The sequence below is a fragment of the Mesorhizobium subarcticum genome, assembly GCF_055456085.1.
Map to the genome: position 1 here is coordinate 3034965 of NZ_CM144237.1, position 20651 is coordinate 3055615.

Here is a 20651-nt window from a genome sequence, read left to right on the forward strand (position 1 = left end):
CGCAGGCGCCGTCAGGGGATGTCAGGATCAACGATTTCTGCCTGTTCCCGCATTGTTCCTTTCCCTGGGCTCGCCTATAAGGTGCGTTCGCCTGCGCCAGGGCGGCTGAGGAGCTTGACCCGTCATGATCGACCCCAAAATCGCCAGGCGGGGCCTTGCGCTGGTTTTCACAACTCTGTTGCTCGACATTATCGGCTTTGGCATGATCATGCCGGTGCTGCCGGCCTATCTCAGGGAATTGACCGGCGTCAGCATCAGTGGTGCTGCAATCGAAGGCGGCTGGCTGTTCTTCGTCTATGCGGCGATGCAGTTCTTTTTCGCGCCGATCATGGGTGGCTTGAGCGACCGCTTCGGGCGGCGGCCGATCCTGCTCGCCTCGGTGCTGACCTTTTCGATCGACAATCTGATTTGCGCCGTCGCCTGGTCCTATCCGATGCTGTTCATCGGCCGTGTGCTGGCCGGCATTTCGGGTGCCAGCTATTCGACGACATCGGCCTTTATCGCCGACATCTCGAATGACGAGAACCGGGCGAAGAATTTTGGGCTGCTCGGCATTGCCTTCGGCGTCGGCTTCGTCATCGGGCCGGTGCTGGGCGGACTTTTGGGCACATTCGGGCCGCGCGTGCCGTTCTATTTTGCCGCCGGGCTCGCCTTCGTGAACTTCCTGATCGCGATGTTCTTCCTGCCCGAAACGCTCGATGAAAAGCATCGCCGCCGTTTCGAGTGGAAACGCGCCAACCCGGTCGGCACGCTGTTGCAGATGCGCCAGTATGAAGGCATTGGCTGGATCGGGCTGGTGTTCTTCCTGGTGACGCTCGGCCACATGATGTATCCGGCGGTGTGGTCGTTCGTCTCTAGCTATCGCTATGGCTGGAGCCAGCAGCAGATCGGCCTCTCGCTCGGCGCCTTCGGCCTGTGTGGCGCGATCATCATGGGCACAGTGCTGCCACGCGTAATCCCGAGGCTCGGCGAGTGGCGGACCGCGGTCATCGGCCTGACCTTCACGGCGGCCAGCGCGTCCGGCTATGCCTTCGCCACGCAAGGCTGGATGATCTATGCGGTGATCGTCTTCGGCTGTCTCGAAGCGTTGGCCGATCCGCCGCTGAGGAGCCTTGCCGCCGCCAAGGTGCCGCCTTCGGCGCAGGGCGAACTGCAGGGTGCGATGACGTCGATCTTCTCGATCACCTCCATCATCACGCCGCTGCTCTATACCGGGATCTTTTCGTGGTTCACCGGGCCAAGCGCGCCGGTGACCTTCGGCGGCGCTCCCTATCTGGTCGGCGCCTGTTTCCTGGTGCTGGCGGTCATCGTCTTCGTCACCAAGGTTGCGCGGCCGGCCGCGGTCAGGACCGTCACCACCGACGTCGTGGAAGATGGAGCACAGGTATGAGCCATGACAGCCGCATCGCGCTGACCAAGGACGGGGTGTCGCTGTCGCGGCTGGTCTTCGGTGCGTGGCGCCTGCTCGACGGCGGCGCCCGCCCGGATGCCGATCAGGTTGCCCGGCTGATCGGCAGCGCCGTCGATCTCGGCCTGACCAGCTTCGACCATGCCGACATCTATGGGAATTACGAAGTCGAGGCGGCCTTCGGTGCCGGGCTGTCGCGCTGGAAAGGCAAGCGCGAAGAGATCGAGCTGATCTCGAAATGCGACATCATGCTGGCCTCGGCCAACCGGCCGCAGAACCGGCTGAAGCACTATGACACCAGTGGCGCTCATATCTTGGCTTCGGTCGACCGCTCACTGGCCAATCTCCACACGGATTATCTCGACCTGTTGCTGCTGCACCGGCCGGATCCGCTGATGGACGCCGACGAGACGGCGGCGGCATTGGCCGGGCTGGTCAAGGCGGGCAAGGCGAGGGCGGTCGGAGTCTCGAATTTCACGCCGTCGCAGTTCGATCTCCTGGCGTCGCGGCTGCCGTTCCCGCTCGCCACCAACCAGATCGAGATGTCGGTGCTGAAGACGTCCGCATTGACCGACGGCAGCCTCGACCATGCGCAGCGTCTGGCCTATCCACCAATGATCTGGTCGCCGCTCGGCGGCGGCTCGCTGTTCACCGGCAAGGAAAGCCGGGAAGCAAGGGTGCGGGCAGCGCTCGCCGCGGTGGCCGCCGAAATCGGTGCCGGTGATCTGGCCACCGTCGCCATCGCCTGGCTGCTGCGTCATCCGGCCCGGCCGGTGCCGGTGCTGGGTTCGATGAAGCCGGAGAGGCTGGCGGCCATGGTCAAAGCGCTCGACATCGTGCTCGACCGCCAGCAATGGTTCGCCATATTGGAAGCCAGCGAAGGCCGGCCGGTGGCGTAAGATCAGGGTATCCGCGGACGCCCGCCCCGGCCGTCATTGCCTGGGGAGAAGATGTCGGCAGGCGAAGCGGCGAGCAAAAGGCCGACCTGCGGCATGAAGATTGGCCGATGTGGGTCGAACCGGTCGATATCCTCCCCGGAAACGTCATCTTCCGCTTGTCGGCACTGCCAAACGGCCGTTATGTCGCTGCGACGTAGGGGTACGGGATAGTGCGATCCATTGGTGGGCAATTCAGGCGTATGCGGCTCGTGGGGGCCGCGTTGCTTGGCGCTGTCAGGAGCCGTGGCGGCTGGAGGACGGCAATTGCGCGTGCTTCGGCAGTGTTTAGAAGAGAGGGCCTGACCGGTCTTAGGAAAAGCTGGAAACGCGCAATACCGCGCGCCAAGCTGGCAATAGTTCTCGAAGACGGCACCATCGTCGATTGCAACGACTATACCGGCTGGCTGGCCCGTTATGCTGGGATCGACACCTCGAAGCGCGCGCGAATTGTTTCTCGGATCGCCCAGATGGAACGGCGCCCGACAATCTCGATCGTCATGCCGGTTTACAATGCGAACATCGGATGGCTGCGCGAGGCCATCGAATCCGTTCGTGCGCAGCTCTACGAGAATTGGGAACTTTGCATCGCGGACGACTGTTCGACAGAGCCTCTGGTGAAGCAGACGCTTCAGGAATACGCCACGCTCGATGATCGGATCAGGGTTGTCTACCGAGACAAGAACGGCCACATCTCGGAAGCATCCAATTCGGCGATAGAACTTGTTGCGGGGGCGTGGATCGCGCTTCTGGATCAAGACGACCTCCTGACGGAAGACGCGCTCTATTACGTCGCGGAGGCGATAGCCGCAAATCCGCGTGCCGGATTGATCTATTCCGACGAGGACAAGATCGACGAGCAGGGCAACCGCTTTTCCCCGCACTTCAAATCGGACTGGAATCCGGAACTTTTCCTTTCCTACAACATAATCAGTCACCTCGGCGTCTATTCGGCAGCCTTGGTCAGGCATGTCGGCGGCTTTCGCCGGGGTTATGAAGGGTCTCAGGACCATGATCTGGCGCTGCGCATTGTCGAGGGGATTGAACCCTCGCAGATCGTCCATATCCCCCGCGTGCTGTATAATTGGCGGGCTCATTCCGGCAGCACCGCAGCCTCCGGCGACAACAAGAGCTATGCGGCGATAGCCGGCCAAGGCGCAATTCGGGACCATCTCAAGCGCAAAGGCGTGGACGGCGACGTCGAACTGTCACCCTTTGGCCCATACAGGGTTCGCTATAACCTGCCGAAAGAATTGCCGCTCGTCAGCCTGATCATACCAACCCGCAACAATCTGAAGCTGATCAGGACGTGCGTCGAAAGCATCCTGTCGACGACGGCATATCCGCGGTACGAAATCATCATCGTCGACAACAAATCCGACGATCCGGGCACACTCGACTATCTTGAGAAGATCGGAAAGACGGCGAGCGTCCGTGTCATCCGCGACGAGGGCCCGTTCAACCATTCAGCGATCAACAACCGCGCCGTGGCGGCCGCGCGCGGCTCGATCATCGGTTTGATCAGCAATGACATCAAAGCCACGTCTCCCGACTGGCTGGAAGAAATGGTCAGCATGGTGCTTCAAACCGGCATAGGAGCCGTTGGGGCAAGGCTTTGGTCTTCAAACAACAGGCTCCAGCATGGCGGAATCATTCTCGGCATTGGCGGCCTGGCCAATCATTCGCATCTCGGTTTGCGTAAAGGGCGACCCGGATATATGGGGCGGGTTCAAATCAGGCAGTCATTGAGCGCGGTGACTGGCGCCTGCCTGATCGTGCGAAAAAGCGTTTTCGATGAGGTCGGCGGTATGGACGAAGGGCTCGAGGCCGCATTCAGCGATATCGACTTCTGCATGAGAGTTCGAGAAGCCGGCTACCGCAACGTATGGACCCCATTCTCGGACCTTTACCGACAGTGGTCGAGGCTGGCCGGTCTCAAGGGAAGGCCAGACAAGATTGCCGGCCGCCACGAGCAGATGGTCCTGATGAGGGAACGATGGGGAAAGTTCCTCATGGCAGATCCGGCCTACAGCCCCAACCTCACCCTGGAGCGGACCGATTTTTCGCTGAGCTGGCCGCCGCGTGTCCAGGAGCCGTGGGAATAGAGCCGGGCAGGGCCTTTAAAGCAATTCCAGGAAAAGTGTGAACGGTTTTCCGTCCGGAATTGCGTTAAAACAAGGAGTTAGAGCGGTTCGCCGTTTCCGTGAAACGGTGAGCCGCTCGGGTCGACGAGACATTCAAGCCCGCTCGGCCAGCAATTGCTCGCCGCGCTTTTCGCGGATCAAATTGACGAAGCGGCGGAACAGATAGTGCGAGTCCTGCGGGCCGGGCGAGGCTTCGGGGTGGTGCTGGACCGAGAACACCGGGCGGCCTGTGAGCGCGATGCCGCAATTCGAGCCATCGAACAGCGAGACATGGGTTTCTTCGACGCCTTCGGGCAGCGAGTCGGCATCGACGGCAAAGCCGTGGTTCATCGAGACGATCTCGACCTTGCCGGTGGTGTGGTCCTTGACCGGGTGGTTGGCGCCATGATGGCCCTGGTGCATCTTGGCCGTCCTGCCGCCCAGCGCCAGCGCCAGCATCTGGTGGCCGAGGCAGATGCCGAACACCGGAATGTCGGTCTTGAGCAAATCCTGGATGACCGGCACGGCATATTCGCCGGTGGCTTCCGGATCGCCCGGGCCGTTGGAGAGGAAGATGCCGTCGGGCTGCATGGCGAGGATTTCTTCCGATCCGGTGCTGGCCGGAACCACGGTGACCTTGGCGCCGAGACCGGCAAGCAGGCGCAAGATGTTGCGCTTGACGCCGTAGTCTATTGCCACGACGTGCATGGAGGGCTCGGCCTGTTCGCCAAAGCCTTCGTTCCAGACCCAGGGCGTCTCGCGCCAGACCGAGGACTGGCCCGAGGTGACTTCCTTGGCGAGGTCAAGCCCGATCAGGCCCGACCATGCGGCGGCGCGCTGCTTCAAATCGTCGAGGTCGAAGACGCCATCGGGCGCATGCGCGATGACGGCGTTGGGCATGCCCTTTTCGCGGATCAGCGCGGTGAGCGCGCGGGTGTCGATGCCTGACAGCGCAACAATGCCGCGCTTCTTCAGCCACTCGTCGAGCCCACCGGCGGCGCGGTAGTTGGACGGGTTGGTGACATCGGCCTTGAACACGGCGCCGACAGCGCCAGCGCGCGCGGCCGGGTTGAGGTCTTCGATGTCCTCGCCATTGGTGCCGATGTTGCCGATATGCGGGAAGGTGAAGGTGACGATCTGGCCGGCATAGGACGGGTCGGTGAGGATCTCCTGGTAGCCGGTGAGCGCGGTGTTGAAGCAGACTTCGGCAACGGCGGAGCCGGTGGCGCCAAGGCCGCGGCCTTCGATGACGGTGCCGTCGGCCAGCACCAGCAGGGCGGTCGGCTTCTCGGTTGCCCAGGCGGGCGTCATCTCGGCCATGCGGCACTCCTATCAGGCCGCGTGCTGCAGTTGGCCCGGTGGCCATCGGCGCGGCAAATGGCGCGAAGCGGCGAATTCGCGGCTCCCACGCAGTCAAGCTTCAGTTCATGCAAGGCTGAGTACATAGGGGAAGGCGGCAGAGTGGTCAATGATCACGCGAAATGCGGCCATGATTTATTTCATCAAGCAATATCAGAGGCTTGCGTCATAATATCAGGGTTTGCGTTGGCTAGGCCCCGGCGCTATTGTCCGCGCCGACCGAAGGAGAAAGCATGATGCGCGCGAAAATCGCCGAATCCCTGAAGAGCGCGATGAAGGCGCAGGACAAGCACCGGCTGCCGACATTGCGGTTGATCCAGGCCGCCATCCATGACCGCGACATCGCCAATCGCGGTTCGGCCAAGGACCCCGCCAGTGACGAGGAGATCCTGCAGATCCTGGCCAAGATGGTGAAGCAGCGCGAGGAATCGGCCAAGGCATTCGAAGACGGCAAGCGCCCGGAACTGGCGGCGCAGGAGCGTGGCGAGATGGAGATCATCCGCAGTTTCCTGCCGACGCAATTGGACGATGCGGCCATCGCCGCGGCAGCGCGCGAAGCGATCGCCGAGACCGGTGCCGCCAGCCAGAAGGACATGGGCAAGGTGATTGCCGCCCTGAAGCAGAAATATGCCGGGCAGATGGATTTCGGCAAGGCAAGCGGTATCGTCAAGGGCCTGCTGCAGTAGAGCTTTCTCGCCACGATCATGCTGGCAATGAACTAGCGAATTTCTCTTCCCGATCGGGATTTCTGCACCATCCAGTTCCGCGCTGAATTGGCCTGAGCACGATGGCCGATGCTGACCAAATTCACTACCTTGCATAAACAGGTAGCGTGCTATATACAGGTCGCGAATCCGGGACCTGCCATGACCGACTCCATCCTCGTCCAGTTGCGAAAAGGCGCGCTTGATCTGTGCGTTCTGGCCGTGCTGTCGCGGGGTGAAAGCTACGGCTACGAAATCGCCAGCACGCTGGTCGCCGCGGTGAACATGGGGGAGGGCACGATCTATCCCCTGATGCGCCGGATGCAGAATGACGGGCTGGTCGCCACCTGCCTCGTCGAGTCGAGCAGCGGGCCGCCGCGCAAATATTACCGGCTCACGCCGCTCGGCCGGCAGGCCTTTGAAGCTCACCGCCGCGACTGGCGCTCCTTCGGGGGCGCCGTCGACAAACTTCTCGAGGATTTGCCATGACCAGGGACGCCTTCCTGCGCACGCTGAGACAGGGACTAGCCGGCTTGTCGCCGCAGGAGATCGAGGACATTGTCGGCGACTATGCCGCGCATTTCGCCGATGCTTCGGGCCGCAGCGAAGCGGAGGTCGCGGCCGCCCTTGGTGATCCGACCAGGATCGCCCGCGAGCTGCGCGCCGAGGCAGGGCTGCGCCGTCTTGAAGCCCATTGGAGCGTTTCGAACATGCTGGCGGCGACGTTCGCGCTCGCCGGCCTTGCCTTCGTCGATATCGTCTTCCTGCTGCCGCTGCTCATCACCGCGGTGGTGCTTGCGCTTGCCCTTGGCATCACGCTCGTCGCCATCGGCGCGCTCGGCATCAAGATCATTCTCACCACCTTGCTGTTCGAGTCGGGTACTGCCTTTTCGCTCACCTTGGGACGCCTGTTCATCGGTGCCGGACTGGTGAGCGGCTTCCTTGGTGGCGGCGCCTTGCTGTTGCTGGGCATGGGCGCCGGCTTGCGGGTTGTCGGGCGCTATGCCCGGCTGCATTCGCGCATCACGCAAGCCGACCGCAGCTCCGCTTGATCGGAGCCAAGCTCGCGCAATTTTGTCATCACGTCGAAGGAAACGGACAATGACTGGAAAACTGGCATTCGTCGCGACAGCCGGACTGGTTGGCGCAGCCCTCTTCTGGCCGCGGGCATCGGACTGGCCGGGCCGGATTGGGTCAATGCGGGAGGCTCATGGATCGGCGGCCGATCCACCTGCGGCTCGATCACATCCGTCAGGAAGGACGTGACATTGCCGTTCAGCGCCAATGACAGCTTCACCATCGCTTTGCCGGCTTCGGTCCGTTACCAGCCGGGCGACAAGGCCGAAGCTGTTGTGAGCGGCGACTCCACGCTGATCGATCATGTGCGCATGGAAGGCAGCCAGCTTAGCCTGGATTGTGATACGGGCTGGTTTTCGCCCCGGCTCGATGTCAGCCTGTCGGGGCCGGCGATTTCTGACTGGAAACTGACCGGCAGTGCCGACCTTGCCTTGTCCCAAATCAATCAGCCCAGGCTGCGGCTGAGCATTCGCGGCAGCGGCAGCGTGGCCGCCACCGGAACCGCCCAGACGGTCGACCTGGAAATCTCCGGTTCGGGCTCGGGGCGGCTCAAGGATCTGATCGCCCAATCCGCACAGATAGAGATCCGCGGCAGCGGCGACGCCGAGGTCACCGCGCAGGCCGACGCGGATGTGTCGATTTCCGGCAGCGGTGATGTCGATCTCTATGGGCACCCGACCATGCGGAGGTCGCAGGTCAGAGGCAGTGGCAGCATCACGCAGGTGCCGTAGCCGGCAGCCTGCACCTGCGCTACTAGTTGGTCGATGTCTCTCCGGCGAGTTTCAGAGGCTCCAACGCACGGCGCAATGCCGGCGCTTCCTGCTGAATATGATCCCACAACCGGTTGGCGATCGGCCCGTGTGGCCGGTCGCGACGGCGTGCCACCACCAGCTCCTCGGTACGGCCCGGCATATGGCGGCCGGCAATGGAGTGCAGGCGTCCGTCGTGCAGCTCGTCCTCGATCAGGAAGCGGGGCAGGTGGCCCCAGCCAAGACCCTGCAGGATGATCTCCTTCTTCATGCCCTGGTCTGCCACCAGGCATTGCGGCGCGCCTTCGATCCGCGAATAGTCCTGTTGTGGCGAATGGCGGGCGCTGTCGCGCATGACGCATTGGGTGAGTGCCTGCATCTGATCGGGCGTGATCGGCTCCTTGATACGCTCCGGCAGAAAGCCAGGCGCCACCACCGGAATGAACGGCACCTTGCAAAGATCGACCCATTCCACCCTCGTATCGCCCTTGTCGACCCAGTGCAGGATCAGATCGGCTTCGTCGTCGAAGAGGCGCTCCCACGGACCGCCGACGGCCTCGAAATGCAGATGCAGGCGCGTGCCCGGGCACTGGGCGAAAAAGCGGCCAAGCATGCCCAGCACCTGCGGCCGCGGGCAGAGGTCGCCGATCACGACATGGATATCGCTTTCCTCGCCCATTGAGAGCTGGGCGGCGTGCACCCGCAGGCCCTCCAGTTCGCGCAGCAGCGATTGCGCGCGGCGGTGGAACGACAGCCCCGCCTCGGTCGGGCGCACGCGATAGCCGCTGCGGTCCAGCAGAACGAGGTCAAGCTGTCGTTCGAGCTTGGCGACGGCGGCGAACACCGCCGGGTGCGAGCGGTGCAGCAGGGCGGCGGCCGGCTGGAAACCGCCGGTGCGGATCACCGCATCGAAGCATTGCAAATCGTGCAAGGTGAATTCGGCCATGTCAGCTTTGATTACAGAGAGTGTTCTATCTTTGTAATATCACTGAAAATGCGTCCCGCCTACGCTCTGCTCATTCAACATTCCAGAAGGAATTTCATCATGAGTGAGTTGAATTTCGTGACTGTCGGCGACGGCACGCGCATCGCTTCGACGGCGATGCCAAAAAGCCGGTGCTGGTGCTGTCGAATTCCATCGCCACCACGCTGCACATGTGGGACGGCCAGATCGCCGAACTGTCGAAGCATTTCCGCGTTCTGCGCTATGATTTTCGCGGCCATGGCGGATCGAGTGTTCCGGCCGGTGCCTATTCGCTCGACCGGCTTGGCCGCGACGTGATCGAACTGCTCGATGCGCTCGGCCTTGGACGCGTGCATTTCCTCGGCCTGTCGCTGGGTGGCTTCGTCGGGCAGTGGCTCGGCATCCATGCGCCTGAGCGCATAGACCGCCTGATCCTGAGCAACACCTCGTCACATCTCGGGCCAGCAAGTTATTTCGACGAGCGAATCGTTGCAACGCTTCAGGCTCCCGACATGGCAGAGAACGCCGAGGCGTTCCTGGCCAACTGGTTTCCTGCCGCAATGGTCGCGGCCAACGGCCCTGTCATCCAGGAATTTCGCGCCATGCTGCTGAGCATCGACCGGCAAGGCTTGGCCGGCTTGTTCGCCGCCGTTCGCGATTCCGACCTTCGCCGTATTGTGACGTTGGTCTCGCGGCCGACCTTGGTAATCGCCGGACGGTACGACACGGTGACGGCGCTGAGTCACAGCGAAGAGATCGTCGCATCCATCCAAGGCGCGAAGCTGGTTGTCCTGCCTGCGGTTCACCTGTCGAACGTCGAGTACCCTGCCGAGTTCGTCGAGGCTGTGCTTCGTTTTCTGCGCTGAGCGGGAGTGCAAAGCCGAGAGTGCGTGAGGTTCGCGCCTATCAAGGTGCGGACCTCAGGATTCCTTGCACATCGGCAGCGGTTGCGGTGGCGGCGCCGGATGGTCCTTTTTGTACTGGGCGATCATCGGCTCAAGAGTCTTCCTTGGCCAGAATTTCGGTGTGCCGATTTCCTTCAGGCAGGACGCATTCCAATAGGCGCCCGACTGCGAACGGCTAGCCGCTACCGCGGCGATGTCGCGTGATTCCGGGTAGATGTAGAGCGTCGTCGGGTTGTCCTTGACCATCGAGATGATCTGCTGGGCATCCGCCGGCGACCAGCTGGTGCAGCCATTGCTGCGGCCACCGGCATAGTCCACCAGCTTGCCAAAGGGCACGAGGCCATCATGGTTGGCATAGGAGCTGTTCGGGCTCTTGCGCATGCACATGGTGCGCAGCACCTGCGCCGCGTGGCCGCCGATCACGCGCTGCCTGGCATTGGCGGCTTCGCCTTCGCCGTCGAACTGGATGAAGGTGCGCAGGAAGGCGGCGTCCTGCTTGGCGCCGGTACGGTAAAAACCCTTGAACGACGTCTTTGTCTCGCGGGTCATGTAGGCGCCGCCGGCGGTCAATTCCGAATCCATCGCATTGCCGAAGTTCTTGGAGCAGCGCCTGCCGTTCGAAAAATCGACCGTGCCTTTCAGGTTCTTGCCGGCCCCGTGACCCGATGCGATAGCGCGAAACGACTGGCTGGCTTCGCAGACGACATAATACCGGCGCCCCAGCACGCCATTGCCGAGATCGCCGGGACGTGTCGCATCCATGGCGAAATAGCAGGGGTTCCTGACCGCGCCCTGCGCCACCTTCTTCTGGTAAAGCGCGCGCGCCCGTTCCAGCACCACCTGCGAGATCTGGCCGTCGGCGTCGCCGACATGGGCCTGCAGCCAGGCCGGGACGCCGGAGGGCGCGGCAAAGGACCGTGCCGTCGCAGTCAAGGCAATGGCGACGACAAGAAGGCTGAGGGTGACGACAATACCCAGAGGGACAGATCTCAACCGCACCGGATCAATTCTCCTGTCGAAGCCACGCGAATCCTGCAGGTGTCGCCACCGGCAACCAATCATAAAATGTCTCGCGCCAATCGGCGAGACACAACTTGTTTAGCGAAGTTCACTTCCGGGCGGCACCGGCTTGAGCCATCTCGCGGCCACGGCTATGCCTGGTTCGCCTCCCAGGGAGCATGGATCATGGTCGAGATCGTCAAACCAGCGCTTGAACATCTGCCGTCCTACAAGGCGGCGCTAGAGCGCGGCTGGTCGCCAGACAATGTTCGGCTGCTCGACGCGACACGCGAGCAGCTCGCAGCCATAGAAGAAAATCCAGTGGCGTTCCTGGCCAGCCTCGATGACCCCGAAGCCAGGGGTGGTCCGATCACCTTGCCCGACGGGACGACAGTGCCGCGCCTGCCGGGGTTCCGCCGCTGGATCTGGGACGGCGAGGCGTCGGGCTCGATCGGCTTTCGCTGGCAGAAGGACACGGCTGAACTGCCGTCGCATGTGCTTGGCCATATCGGTTATGCCGTGGTGCCGTGGAAGCGGCGGCGCGGCTATGCCACGCAGGCCTTACGGCTGATGCTCGACGAGGCGAGGGCGGTCGGCCTGCCCTATGTCGAGATCACCGCCAAGCCGGGCAATCCGGCCTCGCACAAGGTGATCCTGGCCAATGGCGGCAGACTGGTCGGGCGCTTCTTCGAGGACGCCGCCTATGGCGGGGTGGAGAGTTTGCGGTTCCGGATCGATTTATAGGGCGAGGTTGGGGAGCCCTTCCGAGCGCTAGCCGGCGCGGACTTCGACAATAGAGACCTCTCACCCGTGCTCGTCCGCGCACAGCGCATGGTCCGACAGCGCGCGGATGACGTAGCAGTCGCCGACCGTCTTGCCGTCGCAGCAGGAGGCGATGCGCTCCAGCTCGGTTTCCAGCCGCTTCAACTGGGCGATCTTTTCGCGCACGGAGATCAGCTGTTCCCCGGCGATCTTGTCGGCATGGCCGCAAGGCTGATCGGGGTGGCCGCTCAACTCGATCAGCGAGCGTATGTCCTCGACGGCGAAGCCGAGGTCGCGGGCGTGGCGGATGAAGGCCAGCCGCTCCAGCTCCTGTCTGGAATAGCGGCGCTGGTTGCCTTCCGAGCGCTCGGGTGCGGCGACCAGGCCCATCTGCTCGTAGTAGCGGATGGTCGGCACCTTGACCCCGGTGCGGCGGGAGAGATCCCCGATCGAAAACATGCATTTTGCCTCTTGAAGCTCTAGTGACTAGAGCAATTATAGTGCCTGGCATCAGCATTCAAGACCCATGCGGCAGCGCGCCGCTCGGGTGAAAAAGCAGACAGGTGATGCGATGACGGCTCCCCACGAGCAGGCAAGAATCCGGCAGACACGGTTCAAGATCGGCGGCATGGATTGCGCTTCCTGCGCGACCAAGATCGATACGGCGGTGCGCCGCCTCGACGGCGTCGCCGATGTCACGGTTTCGGTGACCGGCGCCTCGATGACCGTCAGCCATGGCGGCCCGCTCAATGAGGACAGAGTGCTGCAGCAGGTGGCGCGGCTGGGCTACGGCATCGTCAAGGCGCAAGCCAGGGCCGACGGGCCAGCAGCCAAGGCACATGCCGACCACGAAGGTCATGACCACGAAGGCCACGACCATTCGGGCCACGATCATGACCATGGCGACGAACACGGTGCCAAGGAGGCCGCCGGGTCATCGCACCTCCACAGCCATGCCGAGCCCGGGCAGGCGTGGTGGCGCACCCGCCGCGCGGCGCTGACGCTGGCCTGCGCAGCAGCGCTTGTTGCCGCTTATTGCATCGGCCATCTTTTCCCCGTGGCTGAGCGCTGGGTGTTCCTGGCCGCGTTGCTGGTTGGCCTGGTGCCGATCGCACGGCGCGCGCTGATGGCGGCGCTGGCTGGCACGCCGTTCTCGATCGAGATGCTGATGACCATTGCTGCCGTCGGCGCGGTGATGATCGGCGCCACGGAAGAAGCGGCAACCGTGGTGGTGCTGTTCCTGATCGGCGAACTTCTCGAAGGCGTCGCCGCCGGCCGCGCGCGGGCCAGCATCCAGGGCCTGGCCGATCTGGTGCCGAAGACGGCGCTGGTCGAGCGGGGAGGCGGCACGGTTGAAGTTCCCGCCGACCAGCTTGTGGTCGGCGACGTCATCCTGGTGCGGCCGGGCGACCGCATTCCTGCCGATGGCGAGATAACGGAGGGTGCGAGCGACATCGATGAGGCGCCGGTGACCGGCGAGAGCACGCCGAAGCGCAAGGGTGTCACTGAGCCCGTCTTCGCCGGCACGATCAACAGCGATGGTGTGCTGAAAGTTCGGGTAGCGGCCGCCGCTTCTGACAACACTATTGCCCGAATCGTGCGGCTGGTGGAGGAGGCGCAGGAAGCCAAGGCGCCGACCGAGCGCTTCATCGACCGTTTTTCGCGCTATTACACACCGGCAGTGCTGGCGGTCGGCGCGCTGGTGGCGTTGCTGCCGCCGCTCGTTGCCGGTGGCGACTGGAACGAATGGATCTACAAGGGCCTGGCGATCCTGTTGATCGGTTGCCCCTGTGCGCTGGTCATCTCGACGCCGGCGGCGATTGCGGCGGGTCTGGCGGCTGGTGCGCGGCGCGGCCTGTTGATGAAGGGCGGGGCTGTGCTGGAAGGCTTTCGCCGGATCACGGCGGTCGCCTTCGACAAGACCGGCACTCTGACCGCGGGCAAGCCTGTCGTCACCGACATCGTGGCCTATGGCCGCGATGAGCGTAGCGTTCTGGCGCTGGCGGCTGCACTCGAACAGGGCTCCAGCCATCCGCTGGCGCTAGCGATCCTGGACAGGGCCAAGGCCGACAAGGCGCCAGTGCCGCCGGCGCTGGCCGCCAGGGCGATCTCGGGCAAGGGTGTCGAGGGCAGTGTCGGCGGCGTCGCCATTTTCCTGGGCTCCGGCCCGGCGGCGGGCGAGCGCGCTGAGATGACTGAGGCGCAGCGCCTTGCCATCGACAACCTCAACGGCCAGGGCAAGACCGTGTCGGTGCTGGTCGCCAACGGGGTTGTGGGCGGGCTGATTGCCATGCGCGATGAGCCGAGGCCGGATGCGGCGGCCGGCATCACGGCACTCAAGGCCGAAGGCATCCGCACGGTGATGCTGACCGGCGACAACCGCCGCACGGCCGAGGCCATCGCCGCGTCGCTCGGCATCGAGGCGCGGGCGGAACTGCTGCCGCAGGACAAGCAGCGCATCGTCGGCGAATTGCAGCGCGAAGGGTTGAAGGTGGCCAAGGTCGGCGACGGCATCAACGACGCGCCGGCGCTCGCCGCCGCCGACATCGGCGTTGCCATGGGTGGCGGCACCGACGTGGCGCTGGAGACGGCGGACGCGGCGATCCTGCATGGCCGCGTCATGGATGTCGCGCGCATGATAATACTGTCGCGGGCGGTGATGGCCAATATCGGCCAGAACATCACCGTGGCGCTGGGGTTGAAGGCGGTGTTCCTGGTCACCACCATTTTAGGCATCACCGGGCTGTGGCCGGCGATCCTCGCCGACACCGGCGCCACCGTGCTGGTGACAGCCAACGCCATGCGCTTGTTGCGCTGGCGGGGGTGAGGCGGTCGCAACCCTTTGGTAATCGGCTGATGATGTTGGTTAACAGTCTGCTGATGCGTGCCGGAAAAGCGGACGCTTTGTCGCCACATGCAAGTAATTCAATCGCTCTACAGTAGCTGTCTGAACCTTGCTGGAGGCGAGATGAAATTTGGTATTGTCCTGGGGCTGACCATGGCCTGTCTGTCCAGCGTGAGCTTCTCCGCCGACAAGGAAGACCCTTATCCGCTGCCCTTCGCGCGAAATCTGCGCGAGGGACAGACGATGGAGGCCTTCCTGCTGACCGTGATGTCGCCGTTCCGAAACGGCGCCGGCCGGGAAGGCGCGCTGACGCGCGAGATGGTCGACAGGCTCGCGATGCAGGGCGACGTCGCGGCCAGGACGGCGGTGCTCTCGCAATTCGCCAAGCTGGACCTCAATCAGGACGGAACCGTCTCCAAGGCGGAAATAGAGGAGCTTCGTGCCAGGCCAGACGGAAACGTCAGCCTCGCGATGTCAAGTGCCTTGCTTTTGACGGACGTAGACAGGGATGGAAACATAAGCCTGCTGGAAGCCTATACGCGCACCAAGCCGGCGCGTCCCAACGCGCGTGGCAATCTCTCCGATTATCTCGCCCTCGGCGATGGCAGCAAGGTGACAGCTCAACAGGTCATGGAACAGGCTATTGCTGTATTCCGGTCCATCGATATGGATGTCGACACAACCCTGTCCAGGGACGAAATCGTCAAGGTGGCCGCACGGATACCGGCGGACGTCGGGCGAAACATTGTCTCCCAACAGTCGAACAACACCGTCCCTTGCGAATTTCCGCGCCCCTCAGCAGCGGCCGAAACAGTGCTGCTCGGCACCTATGAGGGTGATGCCATGGCGAATGTCCATGTCAGCAACCCATATGACGAAACCACGACCTCCAACATCACCATCCAGCCAGGCAAGACGCCGCTCTACATTGTTGCAACGAGCTATGAAGCGCAGATCTGGGTGTTGTCCGGAGCCGTGGAGCGGGTCGAGAAACTGGTCGTCGCCGCGCCTGAGGGCGGCGCGCACTCCGGCGTCGTCGGCCTCGCCAGGGATCGCGTATCCTTTGCCGGCAAGGCCGGGCAAGCCTGTATGAACTATTTCTACAAATCCGGGACACGCGAGACCGCGCAGGCAAGAAAGGCATTCGAAGCCAGACTGGGCCGTGACGTTGATCATGTCGGCGGTATTTACAGCCTTTCCAGTGTTTCCCTGCCGGACATGACGTTCAAGGACCTGGCGCCCACCGCGTCGTCCCGCACGGCGCCAGCAGACTTTGAGGTGGAAAGCTGGAGAAGCGGGTTGCAATTCACATCCAGGGGTCTCGTCCGTTTCGATCCGGCCAGCGTCGTCGCCAATGAACCGGCAAGACCATACGAGGTGTTGCCGCAGGAATTCGGTCTTTCGCAACTGGTGGGCAGCGGTCACTTGGAGCGGCACGGCTCGGCAATGTTCAGGATTGTTCGGCCGATTGCGCAATTCCCCGCCGGGCTCGCGGGCGCCCATGCCGTGCAGTTCGCTCTCGCCAACGGTGTGCCGATGCCGGCGGGCGATCCCGGCCATTCCTGCGTGATATCCGAGGGCGCCAATGAGGCCGTAGGCAAGTCGGCCGCGGCATGCGTTATGATCCGGCCGGCGCTTGATCCGCTGGCCAAGTTCAAGTGAGCGAAGCCAGCTGTTCTTCCGCTATCCGGCAGGCGCCGGCAGCGGTGGGCTGACATCCGCGCGGCGTTCCCACACATTGGAGATGACAGCCACGACCACGGCGACCAGCATGGCGACAGCGCCGACCACCGGCAGGCTGCGGTAGCCGTAGCCGGCATTGAGCATGGCAGCGCCCAGCGACGCGGCGAGCGCTATGCCGACATTGAAGCCGGACGGGATCAGCGACGAGGCGAGGTTGGAGGCATCCGCCGTCCAGGCCAGGATGCGGGTCTGGATCGGCGTGCCGATGGCGAAGTTGAGGCCGCCCCAGATGACGATCGCGACAACCATCGGCAAGGGATACGGGCTGACGGCGTAGATGATGGCCAGCGTCACCGCCTGCAGGCCAAGCATGGTGATCAGCGACGGCATCAGCTTCCAGTCGGACAGCTTGCCGCCGAGGAAGACGCCAAGCGTGGCGCCGACGCCGTTGAGCAGCAGCACCCAGGGAACCAGGTTCTCGTCGAGCCCGGTGACCTCCAGCAGGGTCGGCGTGATGTAGGTGAACAGGCAGAACTGTCCGAGCATCAGCATCAGCATCAGGATCAGCGAGGTCCAGACCTGCTGGCGCGCCAGCACGCGGACCTCGCGGGCGAGGCCGACAGGCTTAGCGGATGATCCGGTGGTGCGCGGCAGAAGGGCGGCCATGGCGAGCGTTGCCGCCACGCCCAGCGCGCACATCACCCAGAAGGTGGCGCGCCAGCCCCAGATGTTGCCGATCGCGGTGCCGGCCGGCACGCCGATGACGTTGGAGACGGTGAGGCCAGACAGGATGACCGCCACCGCCATGCCGCGTTTGTCCTTGGGAACGAGGCCGACCGCTACCACCATGGCGATGCCGAAATAGGCGCCATGCGCGACCGCGACGGCAATGCGCAAAAGCAGCATCGAAGTGAAGTCGGGCGCCAGCGCGCAGGCGGCCTGGCCGATGGTGAAGATGACGGCGAGGCCGAGCAGCAAGGTCTTGCGCGGCAAAGACTTGGTTGCGAGCGCCAGCAGCGGGCCGCCAATGGCAATGCCGCAGGCATAGCCGGAGACGAGATAGCCGGCTGAGGGCACCGAAACACCAAGCCCTTGCGCCACTTGCGGCAGCACGCCGGCAATGACGAATTCGGTTGTGCCGAAAGCGAAGGCGGCGATGAACAGGGCAATGAGCGGAAGCGACATGGGGAAAGCCTTGGCTGGAACGGCCTCAAACCATGGATGGACGGCGGGGGCAATCCAGAAATTTTTGTCGCGAGTTTAGGTTTTCTTGACCGGCAGCTTTAGGCCGGAGTCTTGCGGCCATAGGGAATCTTCAACCACGCCCGCTCATGGAAATAGTAGAGCAGGGACTTGGTGAAGACCTCGGTTATGCCGATGGCTGCGGCGAGCTTGACGCTTCCTGTCACGACCAGGGAGATGATCAGCGTGTCGATGGTGCCGGTCACACGCCAGGACAGCGCCTTGGCGAAACTGCGTGAATGGGTGTCCATCGATTTCCTCCGAAAGCCTGGGCCAATCGATCCTTATCCCGACTGGCGGAAGCGGAGCAAAGGTATTTTGCCGTCGAAGCGAGGGAGCTTACGCGGTGAGGCGACTTCAGCTTGCCTTCAACCGCGAGCCCGTCAGCAGGCCGCGCTCTTCCAGCACCGGATAGGCCATCGACGCCAGCAGCGAATTGATCTGCTTCAGGTCGCGGATGGTGTCGAGGTGGATCGAACTGGTCTCTATGCTTCTGGCGGTGCCCTCGCGTAGCCGCAGGAAATGGCTGGCGCTGGTTTCCTTCTCGCGGTCGCGCAACTGGTCCTTCTCCAACACCAGCTGGCGGGCGGTTTCGGGATCGCGCGATACCAGGACGTTGAAGGCAAGCCGTGCATTGGCCAGCACCGAGGCATGGAAGGCGCAGAGTTCGCGCCAGCCCTCAGGCGTGAACTCCAGCCCGTGTTCGACCTTCTTCTTCACATGCACCAGCATGTTGCGCACGATGATGTCGCCAACCTGCTCGAGCTTGACACAGGCGCCGATCAACTCCTGGCAGCGCAATGCCTCGTCCTCGGTGAGCGGGTTCTTGGTGAGCTTGGCGAGGTAGAGTTTTATGGCCGCGTGCTTGCGGTCGACGCGGTCGTCGAGCGCTGCAAGTGCCTTGATCTTGTCGCTGTCGGCACTTTCATAGAGTTCCATGATGCGCTTCAGCATGATCTCGACGGTTTCGCAGACCCGCACCACTTCGCGCGTCGCATTGCCCAGCGCCTGACTTGGTATGTCGAGCGCGCTTTCGTTGAGCGCGGACAGCTCGATCACGTCGAGCGAGGCCGCCGGCACCGGCTTGGTGCCGAGCGCCACGATCTTTTCCGAGGCGCGGTAGACGAAACCGGCCAGCGGCAGGCCGGCGAGCAGGATGATGACGTTGAACAGGATGTGGGCGTTGACGATCTGGTCCGCGGCCGTCGCGCCGAGGAAGCCGACATGCGGCCTGAAGATCATGAACAGGATCAGCATGACCAGCGAGCCCAGCCCGCGCATCAGGAGATTGCCGATCGGCACGACGCGCACGGCAGGCCCGGCCGAGCGGGTCAGCATCGGCGCGATGATCGAAGAGCCGAGATTGACGCCGAGGATGAGGACGACGCCGAGCTCGGGACTGATCAGGCCGCGGCCGGCGAGCGTCGCCATCAGCAGCACCGCTGCGATGCTCGACTGGAACAGCCAGGTGATCAGCGCCGCCAAGAGATAGGCGGTGATGGAATCGCTGGAGAAATAGTTGATGATCACCGGCATCAGTTGGCTGTTGCGCAGCGGCTCCGATGCCTGGCCGATCATTTCCAGCGACAGGATCAACAGGCCGATACCGACCAGGATGCGGCCGGTCTGGCGCCAGTCGCGACGCTCGGTGGCCATGAACATAACCGTGCCGGTGATCAGGCAGAGTGGCACCAGCAGTGTGAGGTCGAAGGTCAAGAGCTTGACCACCAGCGCCGAGCCGATCTCGGCGCCGCGCACGGCCAACTGGCCGGCCGCACCCGAGACGATGCCGGAGCCGGCGAAGGAGCCGACCAACAGCGTCACGGCAGTCGAGCTCTGCAGGGCGATGGCCAGGCCGGTGCCGGTCAACACCGCCATGATCGGATTGCGCATGGTGGCGCGCAATTTATGGCGCAGCACGTCGCCATAGGCGCGCTCGACGCCGGTCTTGACCATGCGCGTGGCAAACAGCATCAGCGCGACCGCGCCGGCCAGATGCAGAAGGACGACGGAACCGCTCATTTCGACGCCTGCATGCGGTCGGGGCACGCGGTGCGAACAGCGCGGCGATCATGGGGGTAAGCGAAGGTGCGAATCATGTTCATGGCGGCGACCGATAATGATCAGAATACTTTAGCCGAATAATAAAATTTTGTCGATTTCAAGGGGCCGTCGCGGCGCGACAGGACGTGTCGGAAAATGGACGGCTGCGCGAATGGTTGCATCGCCGGTCCACTGCACCACGGCGTATCGGCCGCTGTTGCCGGGCGTCTCGCTGTCAACTTTGCGACGATGTTCAAATTTCCGAAATAAGCATAGGATTTCATTACATAATTGTAATGTTGGTGTTCAGTTTCAGTTCATCCGCCAGCCGTTATTCCTCGGGGCATCGACAACCAAGGAGACTTCTCATGAAACGCATTGTTCTTTCTGTCCTCGCCGTCTCGATGCTCGCCGCTACGTCGCTCACCGGCCAGGCCGCGCCGATGAATGCGCCGGTCGCGCCGCAGTCGAACTACACCAAGGTCGACTGGCAGAAGCCCACCCATCGTGACGAGAAGAAGCGCGTCATCCAGAAGCGCGTTCAGAAGAAGGTCGTCGTGAAGCGGAACAACTGGCGCCATGGCCAGAAATATTCCGGCTGGCGCCAGCATCAGCCGGTCCGCGACTACGGCCGCTACGGTCTGCGTCGCCCCGGCCCCGGCCAGGAATGGATCCGCGTCGGCAACGACTATGTGCTGGTCAGCATCCTTTCCGGCATCATCTTCGGTGCGATCGCCGCGCACTAAGCCAACAGCGCGGGACTGAAAAGCAGGGCGGCCCGTAACGGCCGCCTTTCTTTTTTGCCCTGTGGAAACCGGGTATGGCCCGTATTGGGGGTCGTCGGATTTCTCCG

General features: G+C 63.2%; 17 protein-coding genes and 2 pseudogenes. 12 read left to right on the top strand and 7 right to left on the bottom strand.

Annotation, left to right across the window (positions count from 1 at the left end):
- The first annotated feature begins 124 nt into the window (after nucleotides 1-124).
- From ACZYHG_RS14785 to ACZYHG_RS14795, 3 genes are all read left to right on the top strand, one after another.
- Nucleotides 125-1390 (top strand): TCR/Tet family MFS transporter, encoded by a 1266-nt coding sequence (locus tag ACZYHG_RS14785; protein ID WP_464614413.1) that lies wholly within the window; start codon nucleotides 125-127, stop codon nucleotides 1388-1390.
- A complete protein-coding gene (locus tag ACZYHG_RS14790; protein WP_464614414.1) occupies nucleotides 1387-2307 on the top strand; it encodes an aldo/keto reductase in 921 nt (306 codons plus the stop codon). The genes ACZYHG_RS14785 and ACZYHG_RS14790 overlap by 4 nt, the downstream gene beginning before the upstream one ends.
- 320 nt (nucleotides 2308-2627) lie before the next feature.
- Nucleotides 2628-4448, top strand: coding sequence for a glycosyltransferase family 2 protein (locus ACZYHG_RS14795; RefSeq protein WP_464614415.1), 1821 nt, complete (start codon nucleotides 2628-2630; stop codon nucleotides 4446-4448).
- 132 nt (nucleotides 4449-4580) lie between these two features.
- Here the strand turns inward: ACZYHG_RS14795 and carA are convergent, their stop codons facing one another.
- Nucleotides 4581-5786, bottom strand: coding sequence for a glutamine-hydrolyzing carbamoyl-phosphate synthase small subunit (carA, locus tag ACZYHG_RS14800; protein ID WP_464614416.1), 1206 nt, complete (start codon nucleotides 5784-5786; stop codon nucleotides 4581-4583).
- Between the two features lie 272 nt (nucleotides 5787-6058).
- Between carA and ACZYHG_RS14805 the strand changes: the two genes are divergently transcribed.
- The 4 genes and pseudogenes from ACZYHG_RS14805 (at nucleotide 6059) to ACZYHG_RS14820 (ending at nucleotide 8337) form a co-directional block, all read left to right on the top strand.
- Nucleotides 6059-6511, top strand: a complete 453-nt coding sequence (locus tag ACZYHG_RS14805) for a GatB/YqeY domain-containing protein (RefSeq protein WP_464614417.1) — start codon at nucleotides 6059-6061, stop codon at nucleotides 6509-6511.
- 180 nt (nucleotides 6512-6691) lie between these two features.
- Nucleotides 6692-7018, top strand: a complete 327-nt coding sequence (locus ACZYHG_RS14810) for a PadR family transcriptional regulator (RefSeq protein WP_464614418.1) — start codon at nucleotides 6692-6694, stop codon at nucleotides 7016-7018.
- Entirely contained in the window at nucleotides 7015-7581 is a 567-nt protein-coding gene (locus tag ACZYHG_RS14815; protein ID WP_464614419.1) for a DUF1700 domain-containing protein, read from the top strand. The genes ACZYHG_RS14810 and ACZYHG_RS14815 overlap by 4 nt, the downstream gene beginning before the upstream one ends.
- A gap of 49 nt (nucleotides 7582-7630) precedes the next feature.
- Nucleotides 7631-8337 (top strand): annotated as a pseudogene (locus tag ACZYHG_RS14820) (GIN domain-containing protein).
- A gap of 22 nt (nucleotides 8338-8359) precedes the next feature.
- On the opposite strand, the gene ACZYHG_RS14825 reads toward ACZYHG_RS14820, so the two are convergent.
- Nucleotides 8360-9301 carry a LysR family transcriptional regulator gene (locus ACZYHG_RS14825; protein ID WP_464614420.1) on the bottom strand — a complete coding sequence of 314 codons (942 nt, stop codon included), beginning with the start codon at nucleotides 9299-9301 and terminating at the stop codon, nucleotides 8360-8362.
- 99 nt (nucleotides 9302-9400) lie between these two features.
- Here ACZYHG_RS14825 and ACZYHG_RS14830 point away from each other — a divergent pair.
- Nucleotides 9401-10185 (top strand): annotated as a pseudogene (locus ACZYHG_RS14830) (alpha/beta fold hydrolase).
- A gap of 54 nt (nucleotides 10186-10239) precedes the next feature.
- Here the strand turns inward: ACZYHG_RS14830 and ACZYHG_RS14835 are convergent.
- Nucleotides 10240-11223, bottom strand: coding sequence for a hypothetical protein (locus ACZYHG_RS14835; protein WP_464614421.1), 984 nt, complete (start codon nucleotides 11221-11223; stop codon nucleotides 10240-10242).
- A gap of 186 nt (nucleotides 11224-11409) precedes the next feature.
- On the opposite strand from ACZYHG_RS14835, the gene ACZYHG_RS14840 reads away from it, so the two are divergent.
- Nucleotides 11410-11967, top strand: a complete 558-nt coding sequence (locus ACZYHG_RS14840) for a GNAT family N-acetyltransferase (RefSeq protein ID WP_464614422.1) — start codon at nucleotides 11410-11412, stop codon at nucleotides 11965-11967.
- Between the two features lie 60 nt (nucleotides 11968-12027).
- Here the strand turns inward: ACZYHG_RS14840 and ACZYHG_RS14845 are convergent, their stop codons facing one another.
- Nucleotides 12028-12444 carry a MerR family transcriptional regulator gene (locus tag ACZYHG_RS14845; RefSeq protein WP_464614423.1) on the bottom strand — a complete coding sequence of 139 codons (417 nt, stop codon included), beginning with the start codon at nucleotides 12442-12444 and terminating at the stop codon, nucleotides 12028-12030.
- Between the two features lie 112 nt (nucleotides 12445-12556).
- Between ACZYHG_RS14845 and ACZYHG_RS14850 the strand changes: the two genes are divergently transcribed.
- Both ACZYHG_RS14850 and ACZYHG_RS14855 read left to right on the top strand, forming a co-directional pair.
- Nucleotides 12557-14812, top strand: a complete 2256-nt coding sequence (locus ACZYHG_RS14850) for a heavy metal translocating P-type ATPase (protein ID WP_464614424.1) — start codon at nucleotides 12557-12559, stop codon at nucleotides 14810-14812.
- A gap of 141 nt (nucleotides 14813-14953) precedes the next feature.
- Nucleotides 14954-16492 (top strand): EF-hand domain-containing protein, encoded by a 1539-nt coding sequence (locus tag ACZYHG_RS14855; protein ID WP_464614425.1) that lies wholly within the window; start codon nucleotides 14954-14956, stop codon nucleotides 16490-16492.
- A gap of 21 nt (nucleotides 16493-16513) precedes the next feature.
- Here ACZYHG_RS14855 and ACZYHG_RS14860 read toward each other — a convergent pair whose 3' ends face one another.
- The 3 genes from ACZYHG_RS14860 to ACZYHG_RS14870 form a co-directional block, all read right to left on the bottom strand.
- Entirely contained in the window at nucleotides 16514-17698 is a 1185-nt protein-coding gene (locus ACZYHG_RS14860; RefSeq protein WP_464614426.1) for an MFS transporter, read from the bottom strand.
- Between the two features lie 98 nt (nucleotides 17699-17796).
- Nucleotides 17797-18006 (bottom strand): DUF2061 domain-containing protein, encoded by a 210-nt coding sequence (locus ACZYHG_RS14865; protein WP_096449072.1) that lies wholly within the window; start codon nucleotides 18004-18006, stop codon nucleotides 17797-17799.
- 106 nt (nucleotides 18007-18112) lie between these two features.
- On the bottom strand, nucleotides 18113-19777 hold the full coding sequence (locus tag ACZYHG_RS14870; protein WP_464614427.1) for a Na/Pi cotransporter family protein: 1665 nt from the start codon (nucleotides 19775-19777) through the stop codon (nucleotides 18113-18115).
- A gap of 389 nt (nucleotides 19778-20166) precedes the next feature.
- On the opposite strand from ACZYHG_RS14870, the gene ACZYHG_RS14875 reads away from it, so the two are divergent.
- Entirely contained in the window at nucleotides 20167-20544 is a 378-nt protein-coding gene (locus ACZYHG_RS14875) for an RcnB family protein (protein WP_464614428.1), read from the top strand.
- Nucleotides 20545-20651 lie beyond the last annotated feature (107 nt).